Source organism: Pseudomonas sp. zfem004, from assembly GCF_032621715.1.
Classification (GTDB): Bacteria; Pseudomonadota; Gammaproteobacteria; order Pseudomonadales; family Pseudomonadaceae; genus Aquipseudomonas; species Aquipseudomonas sichuanensis.
Window position 1 is genome coordinate 1 of sequence record NZ_JAVYJF010000043.1, and the last position, 18,943, is coordinate 18,943.

Consider the following 18,943-nt stretch of genomic DNA (forward strand, 5'->3'; position numbering starts at 1 on the left):
GGGGCAAGCCCGCTCCCACGAGATCGCGTGGGAGCGGGCTTGCCCCGCGATGCGGCCACAACAACAATCACAGGAGATTCCCATGGGCAAACTCGCTCTCGCCGCCAAGATCACCCATGTACCCTCGATGTACCTGTCCGAACTGCCCGGCCCGCGCCAGGGCTTTCGCCAAGCGGCCATCGACGGCCATCTGGAAATCGGCCGGCGCTGCCGCGCGCTGGGCGTCGACACCCTGGTGGTGTTCGACACCCACTGGCTGGTCAACGCCAACTACCACATCAACTGCGCACCGCACTTCGAAGGCCTGTACACCAGCAACGAACTGCCGCACTTCATCGCCAACATGAACTACGGCTTCCCCGGCAACCCGGAACTCGGGCGCATCCTGGCCGAGGAATGCAACCGCCTGGGCGTGGAAACCATGGCCCACGACGCCACCACCCTCGCCCCGGAATACGGCACCCTGGTGCCGATGCGCTACATGAACACCGACCAGCACTTCAAGGTGGTCTCGGTCTCGGCGCTGTGCACCTCGCACTACCTCAACGACAGCGCCCGCCTGGGCTGGGCCATGCGCAAGGCGGTCGAGGAGCACTACGACGGCACCGTGGCCTTCCTCGCCAGCGGCTCGCTGTCCCACCGTTTCGCCCAGAACGGCCAGGCCCCGGACTTTGCCACCAAGGTGTGGAGCCCGTTCCTGGAAACCCTCGACCATCGCGTGGTGCAGATGTGGCAGGACGGCGACTGGGCCGACTTCTGCGCGATGCTGCCGGAGTACGCGGTCAAGGGCCACGGCGAAGGCTTCATGCACGACACCGCCATGCTGCTCGGTGCCCTGGGCTGGTCGAAATACGACGGCAAGGCCGAAGTGGTAACGCCCTACTTCGGCTCGTCCGGCACCGGCCAGATCAACGCGATCTTCCCGGTCACCCCGCAGGATGGCAGCACCATCCCCGCCGCCCAGGCCTCCAACCCGGCCGGCGTCACCTCCACCAGCCGCCTGTAAGGAGCGCGCCATGCCCCATCTGGTCCTGCTCTACAGCCCGGACATCGAAGCCGACGCCGACATGCCCGGCCTGTGCCGCGCCCTGGCCGACTGCATGCTCGATCAACGCGACGAAAACGCCCGCCAGGTGTTCCCCACCGGCGGCACCCGGGTGCTGGCCTACCCTGCCGCCCACGCGGCGATCGCCGACGGCCAGGGAGCCTACGGCTTCGTCTACGCCAATCTGCGCATGGGCAGCGGGCGCAGCGCCACGGTGCACCAGCAGGTCGGCGAGAACCTGCTGGCCGTGCTGCGCCACCACCTCGACCCGCTGCTGGCGCAACGTCCAGTCGGCGTGACCCTGCAGATCGACGAAAGCCAGGCCCAGGTGTACGACGCCAAGCACAGCAGCCTGCACCCCCTGTTCAACCGGAATTCCTGAGGTTTTCAATGCTCGACGCCCACATCATCCAGCAAGCCGCCGCCCGCCTCGATCAGGCTGAACGCAGCCGCGAACAGGTTGGACAGTTCTCCCTGGAGCACCCTTCGATCAGCATCGAGGACGCCTACGCCATCCAGCGCGCCTGGGTCGCGCAAAAAATCGCCAGTGGTCGCAAACTGGTCGGCCACAAGATCGGCCTGACTTCACGGGCCATGCAGGTTTCCTCGAACATCACCGAGCCGGATTTCGGTGCGCTGCTCGACGACATGCTGTTCGACGAAGGCAGCGACATCCCCTTCGAGCGTTTCATCGTGCCGCGGGTCGAGGTGGAGCTGGCATTCATCCTCGGCAAGCCGCTCAAGGGCCCCAACGTCACCCTGTTCGATGTGCTCGACGCCACCGAGTGGGTGATCCCGGCACTGGAAATCATCGACGCGCGCATCCAGCAGGTCGACCCGCACAGCGGCGCCACCCGCAAGGTGTTCGACACCATCTCCGACAACGCCGCCAATGCCGGCGTGGTCATGGGTGGGCGCGCCGTGCGCCCCGGCGACATCGACCTGCGCAAGGTGCCGGCGGTGCTCTACCGCAACGGCGTGATCGAAGAATCCGGGGTGTCTGCCGCCGTGCTCAACCACCCGGCCAAGGGCGTTGCCTGGCTGGCCAACAAACTGGCCGCCTATGACGTGGGCCTCGAGGCCGGGCAGATCATCCTCGGTGGCTCCTTCACCCGCCCGGTAGCGGCCCGCCCCGGTGACACCTTCCATGTCGACTACGACCAGCTCGGCTCGATTGCCTGCCGTTTCGTCTGAGGACCGCCCATGGACATGCCCATCAACACCTTCAAGCAACGCCTGCGCAGCGGCCAGGCGCAGATCGGCCTGTGGCTCGGCCTGGCCGACCCGTATTGCGCTGAGCTGGCGGCCAACGCCGGTTTCGACTGGCTGCTGCTCGACGGCGAACACGCGCCCAACGACCTGCGCAGCCTGCTCGGCCAGTTGCAGGCCGTGGCGCCTTACCCCGGCCAGCCGGTGGTGCGGCCGGTGGTCGGCGACACTGCGCTGATCAAGCAGTTGCTCGATATCGGTGCCCAGACCTTGCTGGTGCCCATGGTCGAAAGCGCCGAGCAGGCTCGCCAGCTGGTGCGTGCGGTGCGCTACCCGCCGTACGGTGTGCGCGGTGTGGGCAGTGCGCTGGCCCGGGCTTCGCGCTGGAACAGCATCCCCGGTTACCTGGACCTGGCCGACGAGCAGGTATGCCTGCTGGTGCAGATCGAAAACCGCGAGGGGTTGGCGAACCTGGACGAAATCTGTGCCGTTGAAGGTGTGGATGGGGTGTTCATCGGGCCGGCGGACCTGAGCGCGGCCATGGGGCACCGGGGCAACCCGGGGCACCCCGAAGTGCAGGCGGCTATCGAAGAGGCCATCGTGCGGATTGGCCGGGCCGGCAAGGCGGCGGGGATTCTCAGTGCCGACGAGGCATTGGCACGGCGCTATATCGAGCTGGGGGCGGCGTTTGTTGCCGTGGGGGTGGATACCACCGTATTGATGCGGGGGTTGCAGCGGCTGGCGGGAGTATTCAAGGAAGGTGTGGTGAGCACGCCTGTCCAGGGCGGGGTTTACTGACGATCGCAATCGCGGGGCAAGTCGCAGCGGCGAACCGCCGCTCCCACGCGATCCCGTGGGAGCGGGCTTGCCCCGCGATAGGGCCCAACCAGGCTAAGCAGGCATCAGTGCAAAAGCGTTCGCCGATAGATGTGCTGTGCCTATCAGATCGAGCGCTGCAACCCTTTCGCCATACACATCCCCCCGTCACACACAATCAAATCCCTGGCACACTCAGGCAAGACACCTACCGCGCGTTAGGTGCCCAATAGCTGCCACAGCCAGCGCTTGTGCAAGCCCTGCTTCCTAACAATTCCAACTGTCCAGGCTGCGCCATGATCAACATCGAAACGCCCACCTATTACACCGCGACCAAAAAATACAACCTCAGCTTCCCCACCCTCGAAGCCGACATCGAAGCCGATGTGGTGGTGATCGGCGGCGGTTTCTCGGGCATCAACACGGCCCTTGAACTGGCCGAGAAAGGCATCACCAACGTCGTCGTGCTCGAAGCCCGCTACCTCGGCTTCGGCGGCACCGGGCGCAACGGCGGGCAGATCATGGCCGGCATCGGCCACGATCTGGAAAAGATCAAGAGCAGCGTCGGCGAACAGGGCCTGCGCGAGATCTTCGAGATCAGCGAGCTGGGCGCCGGCATCATCAAGGACCGCATCGCCCGCTACGCCATCGACGCCGATTTCTGCCACGGCTACGGCTACATGGGCTTCAACGCCCGCCAGGAAAAGACCCTGCGCGCCTGGGAGAAAGACTTCAAGGCGATCAACGGCAAGGACGAGATCCGCTTCCTCGGCGGCTCCGAAGTCAAGCAGATCATCGGCTCCGACGCCTACAGCAGCGCCCTGCTGCACATGGGCGGCGGCCACGTGCATTCGCTCAACCTGCTGCTCGGCGAGGCCCAGGCCCTGGTGGGCCATGGCGCGCGGATTTTCGAGCACAGCCCGGCGCTGGAAGTGCACTACGGCGAGCGCATCACCGTGCGTACCGGCCGTGGCTCGGTCAAGGCCAGCAAACTGCTGTGGGCCTGCGACAGCTTCCTCAACAAACTCGAACCCGAGCTGCACGCCCGCACCGTCAACACCTACGCCTTCCAGCTGATGACCGAACCGCTGTCGGATGAAATGATCCAGCGCATCAGCCCGATCCGCGGCGCCTACAGCGATATCCGCCCGGTGATCGACTACTACCGCGTCACCCGCGAAAACCGCCTGCTGTTCGGCGCCGCCACGCCATTCGTGGAGCACATCCCGAAAGACCTCAAGGCGTGGAACCGCAACCTGATGCTGAAGATTTTCCCGTACCTCAAGGACGTGCGCATCGACCTCGCCTGGGGCGGCCCGATGGCCACCAGCGCCAACCTGTTCCCGCAGCTCGGCACCCTGAGCAACCGCCCCAACGCCTTCTACGTGCAGGGCTATTCGGGCTTTGGCGTCACCCCCAGCCACATCATTTGCAAGATCCTCGCCGAAGGCATGAGCGAAGGCTCCAGCCGCTACGAGCTGATCAGCTCGGTCAAGCACGCGCGCATCCTCGGCAAGGACCACATTCGCCCGCTGCTGCTGACCGCCGGCAAGACCGTGCATCAGCTGTCGGGCTTCTTCAACGGCCGCCGTTGATCCTTTTTGAACTGACCAGGAGAACCACCATGACCCTTACCGCCGTCCGCCAAGGTGTGCAACTGTCCGAACTCGATGCCTGGGGCACCGTTGCCGATCTGGGCTCGACCATCCTCGAAGGCGAGGTCAAGTGCTACGGCAAGATGACCCATGGCGCGCCGACCGACCCGGTCAGCAGCGCTTACTTCGGTACCACCCAGGGCAAGTTCCGCATGGTCTACCCCTTCAGTGAACAGGCCGTGATCGTGACTGGGGAGATCCAGCTGACTGATGAATCCACCGGGCAGGTGACCCGATACAAGGCAGGCGATGCCTGGTTCGTGAGCAAGGGCACGCCGGTGTTGTGGGAAGTGTTGAGCGAGACTTTCGTAAAGCATTACCTCGCCGTCGCCTGATCCACCGCATCGCGGGGCAAGCCCGCTCCCACGCCAATATCGACGTTTGGCGTGGGAGCGGGCTTGCCCCGCGATCTTTTTTACCCTAACGCCCCGCCATCAGGGCCATCGCCCGGAAGTCCTTCGGCGACTGCTCGAACTGCTTCTTGAACGCCCGGCTGAAATGCGCCGAATCGGTGAACCCCCACTTGAACGCGATCGAGGTAATCGACTCGCGCTTAAGGAATGGGTTGGACAAGTCATCCGCACTACGCTTCAGCCGCGAACGCTGGATATAGCGGCAGACACTGTCACCCTCCTCCTCGAACACCCGGTACAGATGCCGCACCGAAATGCTCAGGCGTTCGGCCAGGTTGGCCGGCGTCAGGCCGGGCTGGCCCAGCGACTCGTCGATGACCTTCTGCACATAACCGCGCAGGTTGCTGCCACCCACACCGCCCGGCGCTACGCCATTGTGCTCGCCACGCTCGAAACCGGGCTCCAGCAGGGAAATGAAAGCCGACTGCAGGGCATCGCCTTGCGCACCGCCTGCGTCTTCCTCTTCGCGGCACAGCTGGTCCATCAGCAAATGCAGCATGCGCCCGCAGGCGTTGGTCGAGGAGATCTTGCCGAAGGCGGCGCCCTGCCCGGTCACGTGCTTGCGCACCTGCTCGCGGGACAGCGACAGCGAGACGTGCTCGATCAGCCCGAACGGCGTGATCTCGCACGGGCCGACCGAGTCCATCAACAGCAGATCGCCGGGTGACAGCTGCAAGCTCACACCGCCCTGGGTGATTCGCGAATAGCCCATGCGCTGGCTGACCAGGAAACAGTGCTGGTCGTCGTCACGGTCGGGGTTGTCGCCGAAACGGCGGATATTGCCGGCATTGGTGCGCAGGTTGGCCAGGGCCAGGCCTGCGCGATTGAAGGTGGCGATTTCACCGATGAACAGCGCTCGGTTGAACGCAAGCTCGGTCTGGAAGCGGCCGCACACTTGCTGCATGGCGGCGGTCCAACGGTCCAGGCCGTCGACTACGGGCTGGGTGCTGCAGTGGGAAACGGGCTGGGGCATGGCAACCTCCACACGCGGGCATTGTTGTTATGGGTCAATTGTTAACATGTTATCCATTGACGCACAACTGTCATCTGTTGGCCGGTGTAGAGAGCAGGTTATATGCCAAGTTTGCATAGGGGTCGAAAATGCAGGGGGACGCGATCTCCAGTAGGAGCGGCCTTTGTGTCGCGAAAGGGCCGCAAAGCGGCCCCCGATTTCAAAGCTCACGCAAGATTCGCTGCAGCGCCTCGAAGGCCTGCCAGAGATACCCGCGCTGATCAGCGCCGAGCGGGATGTAGCGGCGGAACGCGGGCACCCGGTTGACCACCTCACTGGCTCCCATATGCTCCAGGGTGACCTGCCACTGGCCACCCTCGCAGCCAATGCTCAGACGCTTGAAGTCCAGCGGCATCAGCGCAGCCTGCAAGGCACTGTCGCCGGCGATACGCGCCTGCAGCAGGTCGAACAGAGCCTTGTCACCACCGCGCTGGCGACAGCCCAGGCCGGTACGGCGCAATGCCCCGCGGTGATGCATGTCCAACTGCACCGTGCCCTGCCCCGAGGCAGGCACCCGCAACCTGAACTCGCACATCACCAGATGCATCAGCAGGTGGCTTTCGGTGCGTTCATGCACCTCGACCACCGGGCCATCCTGCCGGTAGGTAAAGGTGAGCAGAGATGCCCCGGATTGCAAATCCGTCAAACCGATGTTGCGCTGCAGCCGCGCCAGGGTCGCCCCGGGCCGGTAGCCAGCCGGGGCGCGGGGGCCGGTCAGGCGCTCAAGCCAGCTTGCCGACATGCCGCACCTGCTCATTGTGGAAGTGACCGGGCTCGGCACCGAACTCTTTCTCCAGTACATCCTCGACCCGCGCAGGCGTGAACGGGTTGACCTTCTGCACGCAAAGCGTCCAGAACAGCGCGTAGGCCGCCGTGGCCCCCAGCATTACGGCAAACGGCACATACACATCGGCGGGGTTCATGCCCGGCGGGGTGATGAACCACATGCCCAGCAAGATGCCGATGCTGGAGACGATCTGCGGCAGCGGGAACAGCGGCGAGCGATAGGCGCGCGGCAGGTCCGGCCGGCGAATGCGCAGGATCACCACCGACAGCGTCACCAGCAGGTAGGCCGTGCTCCAGGCGCACACCGCCGCCAGCACCAGGTGCAGGATGTTGTCGGTGTTGCCGCCCAGGTACCAGGCGTGCAGGCACGGGATCAACGCCACCACCAGGATGCACAGCAGCGGCGTCTTGAAGCGCGGGTGCAGGTAGCTGAACACCTTGGGCAACGCCCCATCCACGGCCATGCCGTAAAGGATCCGCGGCACACCGGCCATCAGCGTGTTGATGGTGGCCGCACCGGCGAACAGGAAGCCAACGCCCAGCCACACCGGGCCGATATCGCCCATCACCTGCTCGGCGAAGCGCGGGATGGCCATGGGCGTGTCCAGCAGGTGCACGCCGCTGGCGGCGTCGAGCAGCACGTTCTCCACCTGGCGCTTCATCGCCGCGCCGTAGATGAACATGCAGCTGGCCACGCCGAACAGGCCCAGGGCCATGGCCTTGGGCATCACCCAGGCCGAACGGCGCAGCTCCGGGGCCAACGGGGTGACGAACTCGCAGCCGACGAACATGAACATGGCCATGCCCACCAGCGAGAGAATGGTCATCAGGTCGGTGCCGACCATCGAGACACCGAACGGCCCTTCCAGTTGTACCGCCGGCGCGGCCAGCAAGCCGAGCACGCCGAACACCATCAGCGTGGTCCACATGCCGAAGGTCAGCACCACCTCGGCGCGGCCAAAGGCGCTGACGCCAAAAGCGTTGAGCACGCCGAACGCGAGCACGAAGCCCACCCCCAGCAGCCAGGAGCCGCCGGCAGATTCGGCAAGGGTGTTGAGGTGCTCGAAGTTCACCAGTGCCATCACCCCAGAAAGGATGGTCTCGGCGGTGCCGGCGAACACATGCACGATCAGGTAGGCCGACAAGGTGCCGGTGATGGCGAAGAAACGGCCCAGGCCGCAGTTGATGTAGTCGTACACGGAGCCGGTGGTCGGCAGGATCGCCGCCGCTTCGGCGAAGGTGGTCGACTGCGCGAGCATCATCACGGCCGCGATCACCATGGCCACGGCGAAGGCGCTGCCGCCAATGCCGAAGCCCATGGTGGCGGTGAGGATCACGGGGCTGGCCATGATCAGGCCGACGGTGCTGGCCAGCGCGGTGGGGAAGCCGACGCTGCCGCGGTTGAGGTGCTCGGTGAGCTTATTGTTGATTGTCATGGGGTGGGCCCTGGCTGGACGAGGGAAAGATGACGGCTTGCCGGGCGCGCCGCAAGTGCTGGCGATCGCCACGAGTTCGGTAAAGGTGTTCGGCATCCATCGCGGGGCAAGCCCGCTCCCACGCTAGCCTTCGTGGGAGCGGGCTTGCCCCGCGATGGGCTCGACACCACTACCCGATCACTTTGACTTTCCCCGCCACGGCGGTCTTGCCACTGCCTGCCGCCTTGTTTGTTGCTGGCTGCCAGTTCAGCCCTGCAGCATTGCCTGAATCTGCTGGGTCGCCTGGCGAGTGCTTTCGGCAAGCTTCTTCACCTCGTCGGCCACCACCGAGAAGCCACGCCCCACCTCCCCGGCCCTGGCGGCCTCGATGGCAGCGTTGAGGGCCAGCAGGTTGGTCTGTTCGGCAATACTGCGGATCACCCCCACGGCGGTGGCGATCCGGGCATAGGTGGCCTCGTTGTGCGCCTGCAACTGCTGGTGGCTGGCCTGGGCGTTGCGCTCGTCGCTGATGTCGCGTACTGCGCCCAGCACGCGCACCAGCACGCCCTGCGCGTCCCGCACCGCTCGGCCGCGCTCGCGGCACCAGATGTAGCCGCGCTGCTTGTGACGCATGCGATATTCGAACACGTATTCCCCGCTGGCGCGGGCGCCGAGGATCTCGCGCTCGAAGATGGCCATGATCTGCGCCAGGTCGTCAGGGTGGGTAATGCCGACCTGGGCATCCCAGCCATCGGCCAGTTCCTTCGGGCCGTAGCCCATCACCGCGCGGAAGGCATCGGACAGGCGCATGCGACTGTGCGGGTGGTGCACGTCACCCTGGGCGACCTCGATGTCCCAGGTGCCCTCGGTCAGGGTGGTTTGCAGCAGGCTCCAGAAATGCGCCTGGCGCTGGTGCCCTTCGCTGGCCTGCAGCTGTTGATCCAGTTGTTCACGCAGCAGGGCACATTCGCCCTGCAACTGCTGTTGTGCCGCTTGCTGCTGCGCGTGCAGCCGTTGCTGGCTGGCCAGCGTTTCGCCCAACAGTTGTAGCTCTTCTGCCTGCGTTTGCAGCTGCCGCGCCTGGTCTTGGCGCTGCTGCTCCACTGTTTGCAGGGCTTGCAACAAGGGCGGGTGGCGGCGCACCTCCACCAGGCTTTCGGCAATCTCGCCGCGGCCAAAGCGGGTCAGCGCCTCGGCCAGCGTGGCCACCCAACGTTCATTGCGAAACAGCATTCACGCCCCCTTGAGCCATCGAGTAAAAGCGCGAGTTCAACCCAAGTCGGCAGCCGTCGTCTTGCGCCGGCCTGCCGTTGGCTTGACCTTGGCTGCCAGGGTTTAGCCGCTGATGATCGCCTTGAGCACGGTCTTGAAGGTCTCCAACTGCTGCTCACTGAATTGGCCGAACACCTGGTCCTGCTGGGCCTTGGCAATGCTCCACAGCCCCTCGGTCTCGATACGCCCGGCCTCGGTCAGGCACACCCGGCCGTTGTCGTCGGTGACCAGCCCCTTGCGGGTCAGGTTGGCAATGGCCTCGGTCACTTCGCGTTCGGGCATCGCCACTTCGCCCAGCAGCTCGGCCTGGGCCAGGCCGGCGTCGTGTTCCAGCACCATCAGCATGCGCGCCTCGCTGGTGCGCAGGCCGGTGGCCAGCTGACGCGGCTGGTAGCTGGCCTGGTAGGCGCGCAGGGCCTGGGTCATCAGGTAGTACAGGTTGTGCTGCAAACGGCCCTGGAAGTGGCTGCTGGCCGGCGTGCCTTCCGCGCGCTGGGTCATCCGCGTGTGCGGCAAGACCATGGAATAAGCGCCCTGGTGGTACAGCAGCGGCGAACGGCCGAGGTCGTCGAAGGCCAGCACCTTGCCAACCAGGATCCAGTGGTCGCCGCCGTCCAGCTGCTGGAACTTCTGGCAGCGAAAGCGCGCCGCGCAGTCGGGCAGCAAGGGCGCGCCGCCCTCGCCTGCCTGGTAATCGATGCCGGCAAAGCGGTCGTCACTGGGGCGGGCGAAGGTGTTGGACAGGTCGATCTGGTCGGCAGCCAGCACGTTGACGGCAAAGTGCTCGGCGGCGTCGAACACCGCGTGGCTGCTGGAGCGTTTATCGATGCTCCAGAGAATCAGCGGCGGGTCGAGGGACACCGAGTTGAAGCTGTTGGCTGTGACGCCGACCTTGTTGCCAGAGGCATCGGCGGCAGTGATCACGGTGACGCCGGTGGCGAAGTTGCCCAGGGCGCGGCGGAAAGCACGGGTGTCGAAGGGGGTGGACATGCAAGGCTCCAGTTTTTGTTATTGGGCTGAGGGCCTCATCGCTGGCAAGCCAGCTCCCACAGGTTACAGCGCAGTCCTGTGGGAGCCGGCTTGCCGGCGATGGGGGCGACGCGGTCGGTCAGGTCATCGCCGGATCCGGCTCCAGCCCCATCAGCTCGCGGCCGAGGATCTGCGCGCAGACGTCGTAGTCGGTGTAGGCATGGGCACCGGTCATGTGCGCATCGCGGAACAGCCGCTGCATCTCGCTGCTGTCGAACCAGGCGCCGCCACCGGCGGCTTCCATCAGCCGGTCCACGGCCTGGATGCACAGCTTGACCGCATAGCCCTGGTTGGTGCGCCAATAAGCCAGTTCGGTACGGGTGGGGTATTGGTGGCGTGCGCTGAAGTCGGCGATCTGCTCCCAGCTTTTCTCCAGCAGCGCACGGGCCGCGGCGACCTGGTGGGTGGACTCGGCCAGGCGCATCAGCGCCGGGGTGGCCGCGCCCACCGCCGCGCCGGTGTAGGCCCGCACGCGGTTGCGGGTCTTGTCCTTGAAGGCTTCGAGCATGCGCTCGGCGATGCCCAGGCTGACGGTGGAGAAGCCGCTGGCGAAGTACGGGCGGTACGGGTTGAAGTAGATCGCGCTGTCCGGGTACAAGCCGAAGCCCGCCGAGGTGCCCTCCATCATGTCCTTGGCCTTCTGGATACGGTGCTCGGGCACGAAGGCGCGCTCGACGATCAACGTGCGGCTGCCACTGGCGCGCATGCCGGCGGCGAACCAGTCGTCGCGGATCTGGTAGCCACTGCGCGGCAGCACGGCAAAGCAGTAGTCCTGGCCGCCCTGCGAGTTGGCGCGGCGAAAGCCCATGATCGCCCACTCGGCATGATCACAGCCGCTGCTCCAGCCCATCTCGCCGCTGAACAGCACGCCGCCCTCGACCTCTTCGGTACGACCGAACGGGGCGATGCTGCTGCTGGCAGTGGCGTGCGGGTTGTCGCCCCAGACTTCGTCCTGCAGTTGCTTGGGGAACATCGCCAGTTGGTGGCTGTGGGTGCACAGCAGGCTCATGGCCCAGGCGGTGCTGGCGCAGGCGCCGGCCAGGGCGGCGATGCATTCGGCGAACTGCGGCAGGCTGATTTCCAGGCCGCCATAGGGCTTGGGCAGGAAGGCCTGGTGCAGGCCGATGCCTTTGAGCAGAGCAATGTTGTCGGCGGGCACGGTACGCTCGCGCTCGGCCTGGTCGGCGCGGGCGGCGATGGCCGGCAGCAGGGGCTTGAGGTCTTCGAGCAGGGAGTTTGGCTTTTTCATGGTCTGGCTCATTGTTATTGGACCCTGGCGAGCGCTGCCTAGTGGTGACGGCTCGCTGATGAATGCCGGGTCAGTATGGGAGCCTGCGGTACGGTGGAAAATGCAACTTCCGCACCTCGGATTGTATTTTTCATGGGGTGGTTTTGTGGCTGGCAGGCAGGGTCATGGGGGTGGCAGGGGTAGGCAAGAACGCCAAGAACGCAGGCTTTAGGCTCGGGATATGAATACGTCCCTATCGCGGGGCAAGCCCGCTCCCACGCAACCCGATTCGCAACCTGGGCGAAAGGCGTGGGAGCGGGCTTGCCCCGCGATCGAACACGGTCTTACGGAGCCCAAAGCATGAGCGACATCCCCCTCCTCCCCAGCGTTACCGCGTTCCTCGCCCGCCACCACGGCCTTTACATCCACGGCCAGGCCATCGCCAGCCAGTCGAGCGCCAGGATCAAGGTGGTCAACCCGGCCAATGGCGAGGCCGTCGCCACGGTGGCCAACGCCTGCCAGGCCGATGTCGAGCAGGCTGTCGACTCCGCCCGCCAGGGCTTCAACGCCTGGTCGCGCACCAGCCCCGCTGCCCGCGCCGCGGTGCTGTTCAAGCTGGCTGACCTGCTCGAGGCCAACCGCGAAGAGCTGGCCCAGCTGGAAACCCTGCAATCGGGCAAGCTGATCAACATCGCCCGTGCCTTCGAGGTGGAACAGGCCGCGCACTTCTTGCGCTACTACGCCGGCTGGGCGACCAAGATCACCGGCCAGACCATCACCCCGTCGCTGCCTTCGTTCGCCGGCGAGCGCTACAGCGCTTTCACCCTGCGCGAGCCGATCGGCGTGGTGGTGGGCATCGTGCCGTGGAACTTCGCCACCATGATCGCCATCTGGAAGCTCGCTTCGGCCCTGACCACCGGCTGCAGCATCGTGCTCAAGCCCAGCGAGTTCACCCCGCTGACCCTGCTGCGTATCGCTGAACTGGCCACCGATGCGGGCCTGCCAGCAGGCGCGCTCAACGTGCTGACCGGCGGCGGCCTGGTGGGTAAAGCGCTGGTCGAGCACCCCGGCACCGACAAGGTGTCGTTCACCGGCTCCGTGCCTACCGGCATCGCCGTCGGCCAGGCGGCCATGGGCGCCAAGCTGACCCGCGCAACCCTGGAGCTGGGCGGCAAGAACTCGGTGGCGTTCCTGCCCGATGTCGGCATCGACAAGGCGGTGGACGGCATCATCGAAGCGGGCTTCCTGCATTCCGGGCAGATCTGCGCGGCAGGTGAGCGCTTCTTCGTCCATCGCTCGCGGATCGAGCCGATGCTCGAAGCGCTGTCGCAGCGTTTGGGGCAGCTGAAAACCGGCTCGCCACTGGATGAGAGCACCCAGTTCGGCCCGGTCGCCAACAAGCCACACCAGCTCAAGCTGGCCGAGCTGTTCGCCACCGCCCGCGCCGAAGGCAGCCAGATCATCCATGGCGGGCACATCGGCGACGGCCCGGGCTGCTTCGTTGAGCCTACGGTGATCCTCGCCAACAGCGCCGCCGACACCCTGCTCAACCAGGAAACCTTCGGCCCGGTGGCGACCTTCCTGCCGTATGACGACGAAGAACAACTGCTGCAGTTGATGAACGCCACGCCCTACGGCCTTTCGGCCAGCCTGTGGAGCAACGACCTGGGCAAGGCCATGCGCCTGATCCCGGAGATCCAGGCCGGTACGCTGTGGGTGAACATGCACACCCTGCTCGACCCGGCGGTGCCCTTTGGCGGCATCAAGGCCTCCGGCATCGGCCGTGAGTTCGGCTCGGCGTTCATCGACGACTTCACCGAGCTCAAGTCCGTGATGATCCGCTATTGAACCTGCACGACAACCTGGGCCGCTACTGCCTGCAGGCGTTCAGCCAGCAGGTGCCGGCGTCACTGGCGGCGTTCTACCGCATCGATGCCGGCCAGCAGGCCTGCGATTTCCTGTTGCAGGACCTGCAGGCGCCCATGCATGCGTGCTACCTGCAGCACTACCGCGACTACGACCCGCTGCAACCGGCGCGCTGCCTGGCCATCGGCACGCCGGTGGTATCGCTGCGCCAGGGTTTGGCCCACCTGCCCGAAGCCCAGGGCAACACCTACCGAGGCTTCCTGGCCCGGCACCAGGTGGTGGATGTGGTGGAGATCATCGCCCAGGTCGGCGGCCGGCCGTTGGCCGGGGTGTCGCTGTTGCGCCGCGCAAGCCAGGGCGAGTTTCGCCCTGACGAGCTACAGCGCCTGCTGCCCCTGCACGGGCTGATGCAACTGGCGGTGGCCAGCCAGCCCTTGGTGCAAAGGCCGGCAGCGGTCGAACTCACCCCCCGCGAACGGCAGATCGCCGAACTGCTGCGCCAAGGCCACAGCAACAAGCTGATCGCCCGGGCGCTGGAGGTTGGCCTGCCGACCGTCAAGACCCACCTGATCAACCTGTTCCGCAAGCTCGGAGTGAGCAACCGCACCGAGCTGGTGGCGTTGCTGTTCCTGTGACTCAACCTTCCGGTTGATACCGGGCCGCAGCGCCGCGTTGCACCCTGTGGGCACCTAAACCCCAGGAGTCACGCACATGACCAAACCCTCCGACTGGATCACCGTAGGCGCCCTTGCCGAGGGCTTCGCCCCGCAAGCCTTCATCCTGCCGCAACGCGCCGACCTGAGCGGGCGCAGCCTCAGCCTGCACTTCGCCAATGGCTGGCTGATCGAGCACCGCTTCGACACCGAACAGCTGCACTGGCACGCCGCCGACGGCCATAGCCAGGGCACGGCCAGCTACCGCGCCACCTCGGTGCGCGACGGCATCTACCTGGTGGACTTCATCAAGCACGAAGGCGGCCAGGCCTGGTCGGTATCGCTGGTGCTCGACACCCTCAGCCAATCCTTCACGGCCGTGCTTGGCCGCTTGCCGGGCCAGGCCCGCACCCAGCGCGGGCTGTACGACCTGGCCCTGGCGGGCGAAGCACTGACCGGCGTCGAGGCCACTTTCCTGCATGGCACCCTCGACCGCCCCTGGCAGGACGGTGCCTGCCCGCACACGCCGACCCGTGAGCTGGTGGGGCTGCGCAATCACTACCGCTACAGCCCGACCGAAGAGTACGAGCACATCTACCTCAACCCCGACTACTACAGCTGGCAGTGCCTGAAGGGTGTCGAGCAGGGGCTGTGCGACACCGACCGTGCCCATTACTACAAGATCGCCGAGCAGCTGTACCTGTTCGTCTGGTGCGAGAAGATCGTGCCGACCCTGGGCCTGGTGATGATCGACCTGCAGCAGCACCGCAGCGACGGCAAGATCTTTGGCTACCAAGGCGGCAGCTTCGATGCCCTGGCCAACTTCCCGGTGTCGTCGTATTGCCGGGTGGTCAACCGCACGGAGTACCCGCAGTGAGCCGCAGCGTGCTGATCACCGGGGCCGGCAGCGGCATTGGTGAAGCCTGCGCCCTGCGCCTGGCAGCCCAGGGCTGGCAGGTGGCGCTGGTGGGCCGCCGCCGCGCGGCGCTGGAGCGTGTCGCCCAGGCCACCGGCGGCCTGGTGCTGGCGGGTGATGCAGCCGACAGCGCCACCTGGCGCGGCTTCATCGAACAGGTGGATGCGCGTTTCGGCGGCCTGGACGCCGTGATCGCCTGCGCCGGCGGCCATGGCCTGGGCCGGGCCACCGAGACCAGCGACGAAGCCTGGCAGGCGGCACTGCGCAGCAACCTCGACAGTGCCTTCCACACCGCCCGCGCCTGCCTGCCGCTGCTGATGCGCCGCCGCGGCAGCCTGGTATTGCTGGGTTCCATTGCATCGTTGGCAGCCGGGCCCGAGGTGTGCGGCTACACCACGGCCAAGCACGCGCTGGTCGGCCTTAGCCGTTCGCTGGCCCGCGACTACGGCCCGGCCGGCGTACGGGTGAACTGCGTCTGCCCAGGCTGGGTGCGCACGCCCATGGCCGATGAGGAAATGCAGGTGCTGATGGCCCATCACCAGGAAGACCTCGAGGCTGCCTACCGCAGGGTCACGGCCGACGTGCCTCTGCGCCGCCCGGCCAGCAGCGACGAGATCGCCGCCGTGTGCGAGTTCCTGGTCAGCCCGGCGGCGAGCATCGTCACTGGCGCGGTACTCACCGCCGACGGCGGTGCGACCGTGGTCGATGTGCCCACCCTGCCCTACACCCGCCTGGCGCCACAGCCATGAGCGCCCGTTACGGCTTCAACGGGCGCACGGTGCTGGTGACCGGTGCTGCGGGTGGCATCGGTCAGGCCATCGTCGAGGGGTTTGCCCATGCTGGCGCGCGCGTGATTGCAGTGGACCTCGACCCGGCTGCACTGCGCCAGGTGGTCAAGGTGCAGCTCGCATTGGGCCATGAGGTCGAGGGGCTGGCCGTGGACCTCGCCGACGAGCAGGCAATCGCCACCCTGCTGGGCGGGCTGGAACGCCTCGACGTGCTGGTGCACAACGCGGCGTATTTTCCGCTCACACCGTTCACCGAGATCACCCCGGCACTTCTGCAACGCACGCTGGCGGTCAACCTGGGCGCGCTGTTCTGGCTGACCCAGGCGGCACTGGGGCTGTTCCGTCGCCAGGGCGGCGGCTGCGTGCTGGCCACGTCATCGGTGACCGGCCCACGGGTGGCCTACCCAGGCCTGAGCCATTACGCCGCGTCCAAGGCCGGGGTCAATGGTTTCATCCGCAATGCCGCGCTGGAGCTGGCCCCCTTGAACGTGCGGGTCAACGGCGTCGAGCCGGGCATGGTGCGCACCCCGGCCATGGGCAACCTCGGCGACCCGGCCCTCAATGCGCGAATCGCTGCCGGGGTGCCGCTCGACCGCCTGGGCGAACCCAGCGATATCGCGGCGGCGATGCTGTTCCTCGCCTCGGACGCGGCTGCCTACATCACCGGCCAGACCCTGATCGTCGATGGCGGCGCCACCCTGCCCGAAACCCTGGCCAGCCCCTGAGCCGACCTGGCGGCGACGTGCAAGTGCGCTGGCAGCCACGGGCAAGACCCACCCCGGCGATCCACGCGCTAATGGCCCGTCGCTTCAGACACCTCTGCCTCCACAACAACGCGGCACCCAAGACCGCACACAACAAACGAGGAACGATCCATGCGTCTCACTCCACGTCGCACCGCGCTGGCCACCGCCCTGGCGCTGCTGGTCAACGGCCAGGCGACCTCGGCCTACGAGCTGTATGCCGACGACGACACCCACCTGAACGCCGATATGCTGGCGGTCTGGGGCATGTTCAACAGCCGCCACAACTACGACGGCACCCCTGGCGGCTCGACCTGGCGCGAAGGGTTCATCAAGTACGGCCTGAGCGGCGACCAGGGCCTGGCCGGCAATGGCAGCCTGTATGGCGCGTTGAACTGGGTCAGCTCCGGCGCCTGGGGCGATGGCGATGCCGGCGGCAACCAGGATGGCAGCGAACGCACCACCAAGATCGAGGATGCCTACCTGGGCTGGCGATCAGGCGACCTGTTCCCGCTGTTGGGCAAGGATGGCGTGGATGTCTCCGGTGGCCGCCAGGTGATCAAGCTGGGTAACGGGTTCCTGATCAACGATGACGGCCCCAACCTCGGCAAGGGCCCGGCCGATGGTCAGCTGAACCGCGGTGGTGGTTTTTACCTGGGCGCCCGTCATGCATTTGATCGCACGGCCATGTTGCGCCTGGGGGGTAATGAGGGGCTGCACGGCAGTGTGTTGTGGTTGAAGTCCGATAACCGGGCGCAGGCCGAGACCGAGCTGGCGGCCGGGACCCTGGACTACACCCATGAGCTCGGCACCCTGGGTTTGACCTACATCCACGGGATCGACGTTGCCGATCAGTGGGCCAGCGAGTTCCAAAAGGCCCGCAAAGGCATGGACGTCTATAGCCTGCGGGGCGAAGGCAGTGCCGGGCTCGAGAACACCCGCCTGGCCTTTGAGTACGCCTGGCAGGACAAGCGCGGCGGCCACGAAACGGCCTGGTACGCCGAGGCGGACTACACCTTCGCCGAGGCGCCCTGGGCACCGCAACTGACTTACCGCTACACGCGTTATTCGGCGGGTTGGGATTTGCTGTTTACCGGGCTTTCCGGTGGTTATGGCACCTGGATACAGGGTGAAGTGGCGGGCAACTATGCGGGGCCGTTCAATACCAATAGCGGGATTCACCATATCGGGCTCAAGGCCACGCCGCGGGACAATGTGACGGTCGGGGCGTTGTTCTTTGACTTCAATACGGTGCGTACCCGGGACACGCTCAATCTCGATGCCCAGGAGCTGGATGTGTATGTGGAGTGGGCGGTGAACGAGCACCTGATCGTTACGCCGTTGGTGGGGCTGTTCAAGCCGCGCAGGGATGAGAGCAATGGCGGGAATCAGGTGGGGAGTGGGACCAATGTGTATAGCCAGTTGACGGTGGCGGTGCCGTTTTGAGGGTGTAGGTGGGTGCTTTGGCTTTGGCTTTGGCTTTGGCTTTGGCTTTGGCTTTCAGAGTGTTGGTTTTGATAGATGTATGCGCATTCGGCGGCGATGGCGACGCTTAGTCACCTTTCCGCCCTTACGGCGGCCTACTTTGGTCTTGGCCAAAGTAGGCAAAGCCGCCCGCTCCCATCATACGGCCCCTGCGCTGCGCTCCGGGGTCCCCTCGCTCCGGTGCCTTCCGGGCCCGCGCGGCCTCCGACTTGCTACGCAAGTCTACATCTCGCGCCTTCGGCTTACGCCGAAGGGTGCTGCGCACCAGGGCCCTCCAGTCACCTCCACTCGGCCTCCTGAAGTCGCAATTTGTGTTGCCTGGACTATCGCGCGCTTAGAAGCAAAATCAAGAGCAGATCAAGAGCAGATCAAGAGCAGATCAAGAGCAGATCAAGAGCAGATCAAGAGCAGATCAAGAGCAGCAATGCGTATATCTGAGCCTGGCTGTTGTTTATGTATTATTTATTCGGGCCCTATCGCCGGCAAGCCGGCTCCCACAGGTACAGCGCAAGTCTGTGAGTTTCGCACTAACCTGTGGGAGCTGGCTTGCCAGCGATTGCAATCCTGAGTTCCCAACCAATCCAACTAGCGACAGCTAACGCCAGCCCAGGC

General features: G+C 65.7%; 17 protein-coding genes and 2 pseudogenes. 12 read left to right on the forward strand and 7 right to left on the reverse strand.

Translation table 11 applies throughout. The features are described from left to right. The first annotated feature begins 82 nt into the window (after nucleotides 1–82). From hpaD to RTH46_RS25900, 6 genes are all read left to right on the forward strand, one after another. Nucleotides 83–1,006 (forward strand): 3,4-dihydroxyphenylacetate 2,3-dioxygenase, encoded by a 924-nt coding sequence (hpaD, locus tag RTH46_RS25875; RefSeq protein WP_153785073.1) that lies wholly within the window; start codon nucleotides 83–85, stop codon nucleotides 1,004–1,006. Between the two features lie 10 nt (nucleotides 1,007–1,016). Further along, nucleotides 1,017–1,427, forward strand: coding sequence for a 5-carboxymethyl-2-hydroxymuconate isomerase (locus RTH46_RS25880; RefSeq protein ID WP_153785074.1), 411 nt, complete (start codon nucleotides 1,017–1,019; stop codon nucleotides 1,425–1,427). A gap of 8 nt (nucleotides 1,428–1,435) precedes the next feature. Next, nucleotides 1,436–2,239: a 2-oxo-hept-4-ene-1,7-dioate hydratase gene (hpaH, locus tag RTH46_RS25885; RefSeq protein ID WP_153785075.1), complete on the forward strand. Its 804-nt coding sequence runs from the start codon at nucleotides 1,436–1,438 to the stop codon at nucleotides 2,237–2,239. Nucleotides 2,240–2,248: 9 nt separating this feature from the next. After that, complete coding sequence (gene hpaI, locus RTH46_RS25890) at nucleotides 2,249–3,052, forward strand: 4-hydroxy-2-oxoheptanedioate aldolase (protein ID WP_153785076.1); 804 nt, start codon at nucleotides 2,249–2,251, stop codon at nucleotides 3,050–3,052. Nucleotides 3,053–3,366: 314 nt separating this feature from the next. Beyond that, nucleotides 3,367–4,665: an FAD-binding oxidoreductase gene (locus RTH46_RS25895; protein WP_316906934.1), complete on the forward strand. Its 1,299-nt coding sequence runs from the start codon at nucleotides 3,367–3,369 to the stop codon at nucleotides 4,663–4,665. A 29-nt stretch (nucleotides 4,666–4,694) separates the two neighbouring features. Beyond that, a complete protein-coding gene (locus RTH46_RS25900) occupies nucleotides 4,695–5,060 on the forward strand; it encodes a cupin domain-containing protein (RefSeq protein ID WP_153785078.1) in 366 nt (121 codons plus the stop codon). Nucleotides 5,061–5,145: 85 nt separating this feature from the next. Here the strand turns inward: RTH46_RS25900 and feaR are convergent, their stop codons facing one another. The 7 genes and pseudogenes from feaR to RTH46_RS25935 form a co-directional block, all read right to left on the reverse strand. After that, nucleotides 5,146–6,111: a transcriptional regulator FeaR gene (gene feaR / locus RTH46_RS25905; RefSeq protein WP_316906935.1), complete on the reverse strand. Its 966-nt coding sequence runs from the start codon at nucleotides 6,109–6,111 to the stop codon at nucleotides 5,146–5,148. Nucleotides 6,112–6,310: 199 nt separating this feature from the next. Beyond that, entirely contained in the window at nucleotides 6,311–6,892 is a 582-nt protein-coding gene (locus RTH46_RS25910) for a DUF3156 family protein (RefSeq protein WP_316906936.1), read from the reverse strand. Continuing rightward, nucleotides 6,873–8,372 carry an APC family permease gene (locus RTH46_RS25915; protein WP_316906937.1) on the reverse strand — a complete coding sequence of 500 codons (1,500 nt, stop codon included), beginning with the start codon at nucleotides 8,370–8,372 and terminating at the stop codon, nucleotides 6,873–6,875. Before RTH46_RS25915 ends, RTH46_RS25910 begins: the two co-directional genes overlap by 20 nt. 255 nt (nucleotides 8,373–8,627) lie before the next feature. Next, nucleotides 8,628–8,861 (reverse strand): annotated as a pseudogene (locus RTH46_RS25920) (methyl-accepting chemotaxis protein); the annotation flags it as partial. A 54-nt stretch (nucleotides 8,862–8,915) separates the two neighbouring features. Continuing rightward, nucleotides 8,916–9,584, reverse strand: a pseudogene (locus RTH46_RS25925) (PAS domain-containing protein); the annotation flags it as partial. A 102-nt stretch (nucleotides 9,585–9,686) separates the two neighbouring features. After that, nucleotides 9,687–10,613 carry a p-hydroxyphenylacetate 3-hydroxylase reductase component gene (locus RTH46_RS25930; protein WP_316906938.1) on the reverse strand — a complete coding sequence of 309 codons (927 nt, stop codon included), beginning with the start codon at nucleotides 10,611–10,613 and terminating at the stop codon, nucleotides 9,687–9,689. 118 nt (nucleotides 10,614–10,731) lie between these two features. Further along, entirely contained in the window at nucleotides 10,732–11,901 is a 1,170-nt protein-coding gene (locus RTH46_RS25935; RefSeq protein ID WP_316906939.1) for a p-hydroxyphenylacetate 3-hydroxylase oxygenase component, read from the reverse strand. Between the two features lie 339 nt (nucleotides 11,902–12,240). Here RTH46_RS25935 and RTH46_RS25940 point away from each other — a divergent pair, with 339 nt between their 5' ends. The 6 genes from RTH46_RS25940 to RTH46_RS25965 all read left to right on the forward strand — a co-directional run bounded on the left by RTH46_RS25940 (nucleotide 12,241) and on the right by RTH46_RS25965 (nucleotide 18,292). Further along, nucleotides 12,241–13,728 carry an aldehyde dehydrogenase family protein gene (locus RTH46_RS25940; RefSeq protein WP_316906940.1) on the forward strand — a complete coding sequence of 496 codons (1,488 nt, stop codon included), beginning with the start codon at nucleotides 12,241–12,243 and terminating at the stop codon, nucleotides 13,726–13,728. Beyond that, complete coding sequence (locus RTH46_RS25945) at nucleotides 13,725–14,381, forward strand: helix-turn-helix transcriptional regulator (RefSeq protein ID WP_316906941.1); 657 nt, start codon at nucleotides 13,725–13,727, stop codon at nucleotides 14,379–14,381. The genes RTH46_RS25940 and RTH46_RS25945 overlap by 4 nt, the downstream gene beginning before the upstream one ends. Nucleotides 14,382–14,457: 76 nt before the next feature. After that, nucleotides 14,458–15,276 carry a molybdenum cofactor biosynthesis F family protein gene (locus RTH46_RS25950; RefSeq protein ID WP_153786113.1) on the forward strand — a complete coding sequence of 273 codons (819 nt, stop codon included), beginning with the start codon at nucleotides 14,458–14,460 and terminating at the stop codon, nucleotides 15,274–15,276. Next, nucleotides 15,273–16,064 (forward strand): SDR family oxidoreductase, encoded by a 792-nt coding sequence (locus RTH46_RS25955; protein WP_316906942.1) that lies wholly within the window; start codon nucleotides 15,273–15,275, stop codon nucleotides 16,062–16,064. The genes RTH46_RS25950 and RTH46_RS25955 overlap by 4 nt, the downstream gene beginning before the upstream one ends. Next, on the forward strand, nucleotides 16,061–16,828 hold the full coding sequence (locus RTH46_RS25960; RefSeq protein WP_316906943.1) for an SDR family oxidoreductase: 768 nt from the start codon (nucleotides 16,061–16,063) through the stop codon (nucleotides 16,826–16,828). The genes RTH46_RS25955 and RTH46_RS25960 overlap by 4 nt, the downstream gene beginning before the upstream one ends. A gap of 150 nt (nucleotides 16,829–16,978) precedes the next feature. Beyond that, a complete protein-coding gene (locus RTH46_RS25965; protein WP_316906944.1) occupies nucleotides 16,979–18,292 on the forward strand; it encodes a hypothetical protein in 1,314 nt (437 codons plus the stop codon). Nucleotides 18,293–18,943: the final 651 nt, after the last annotated feature.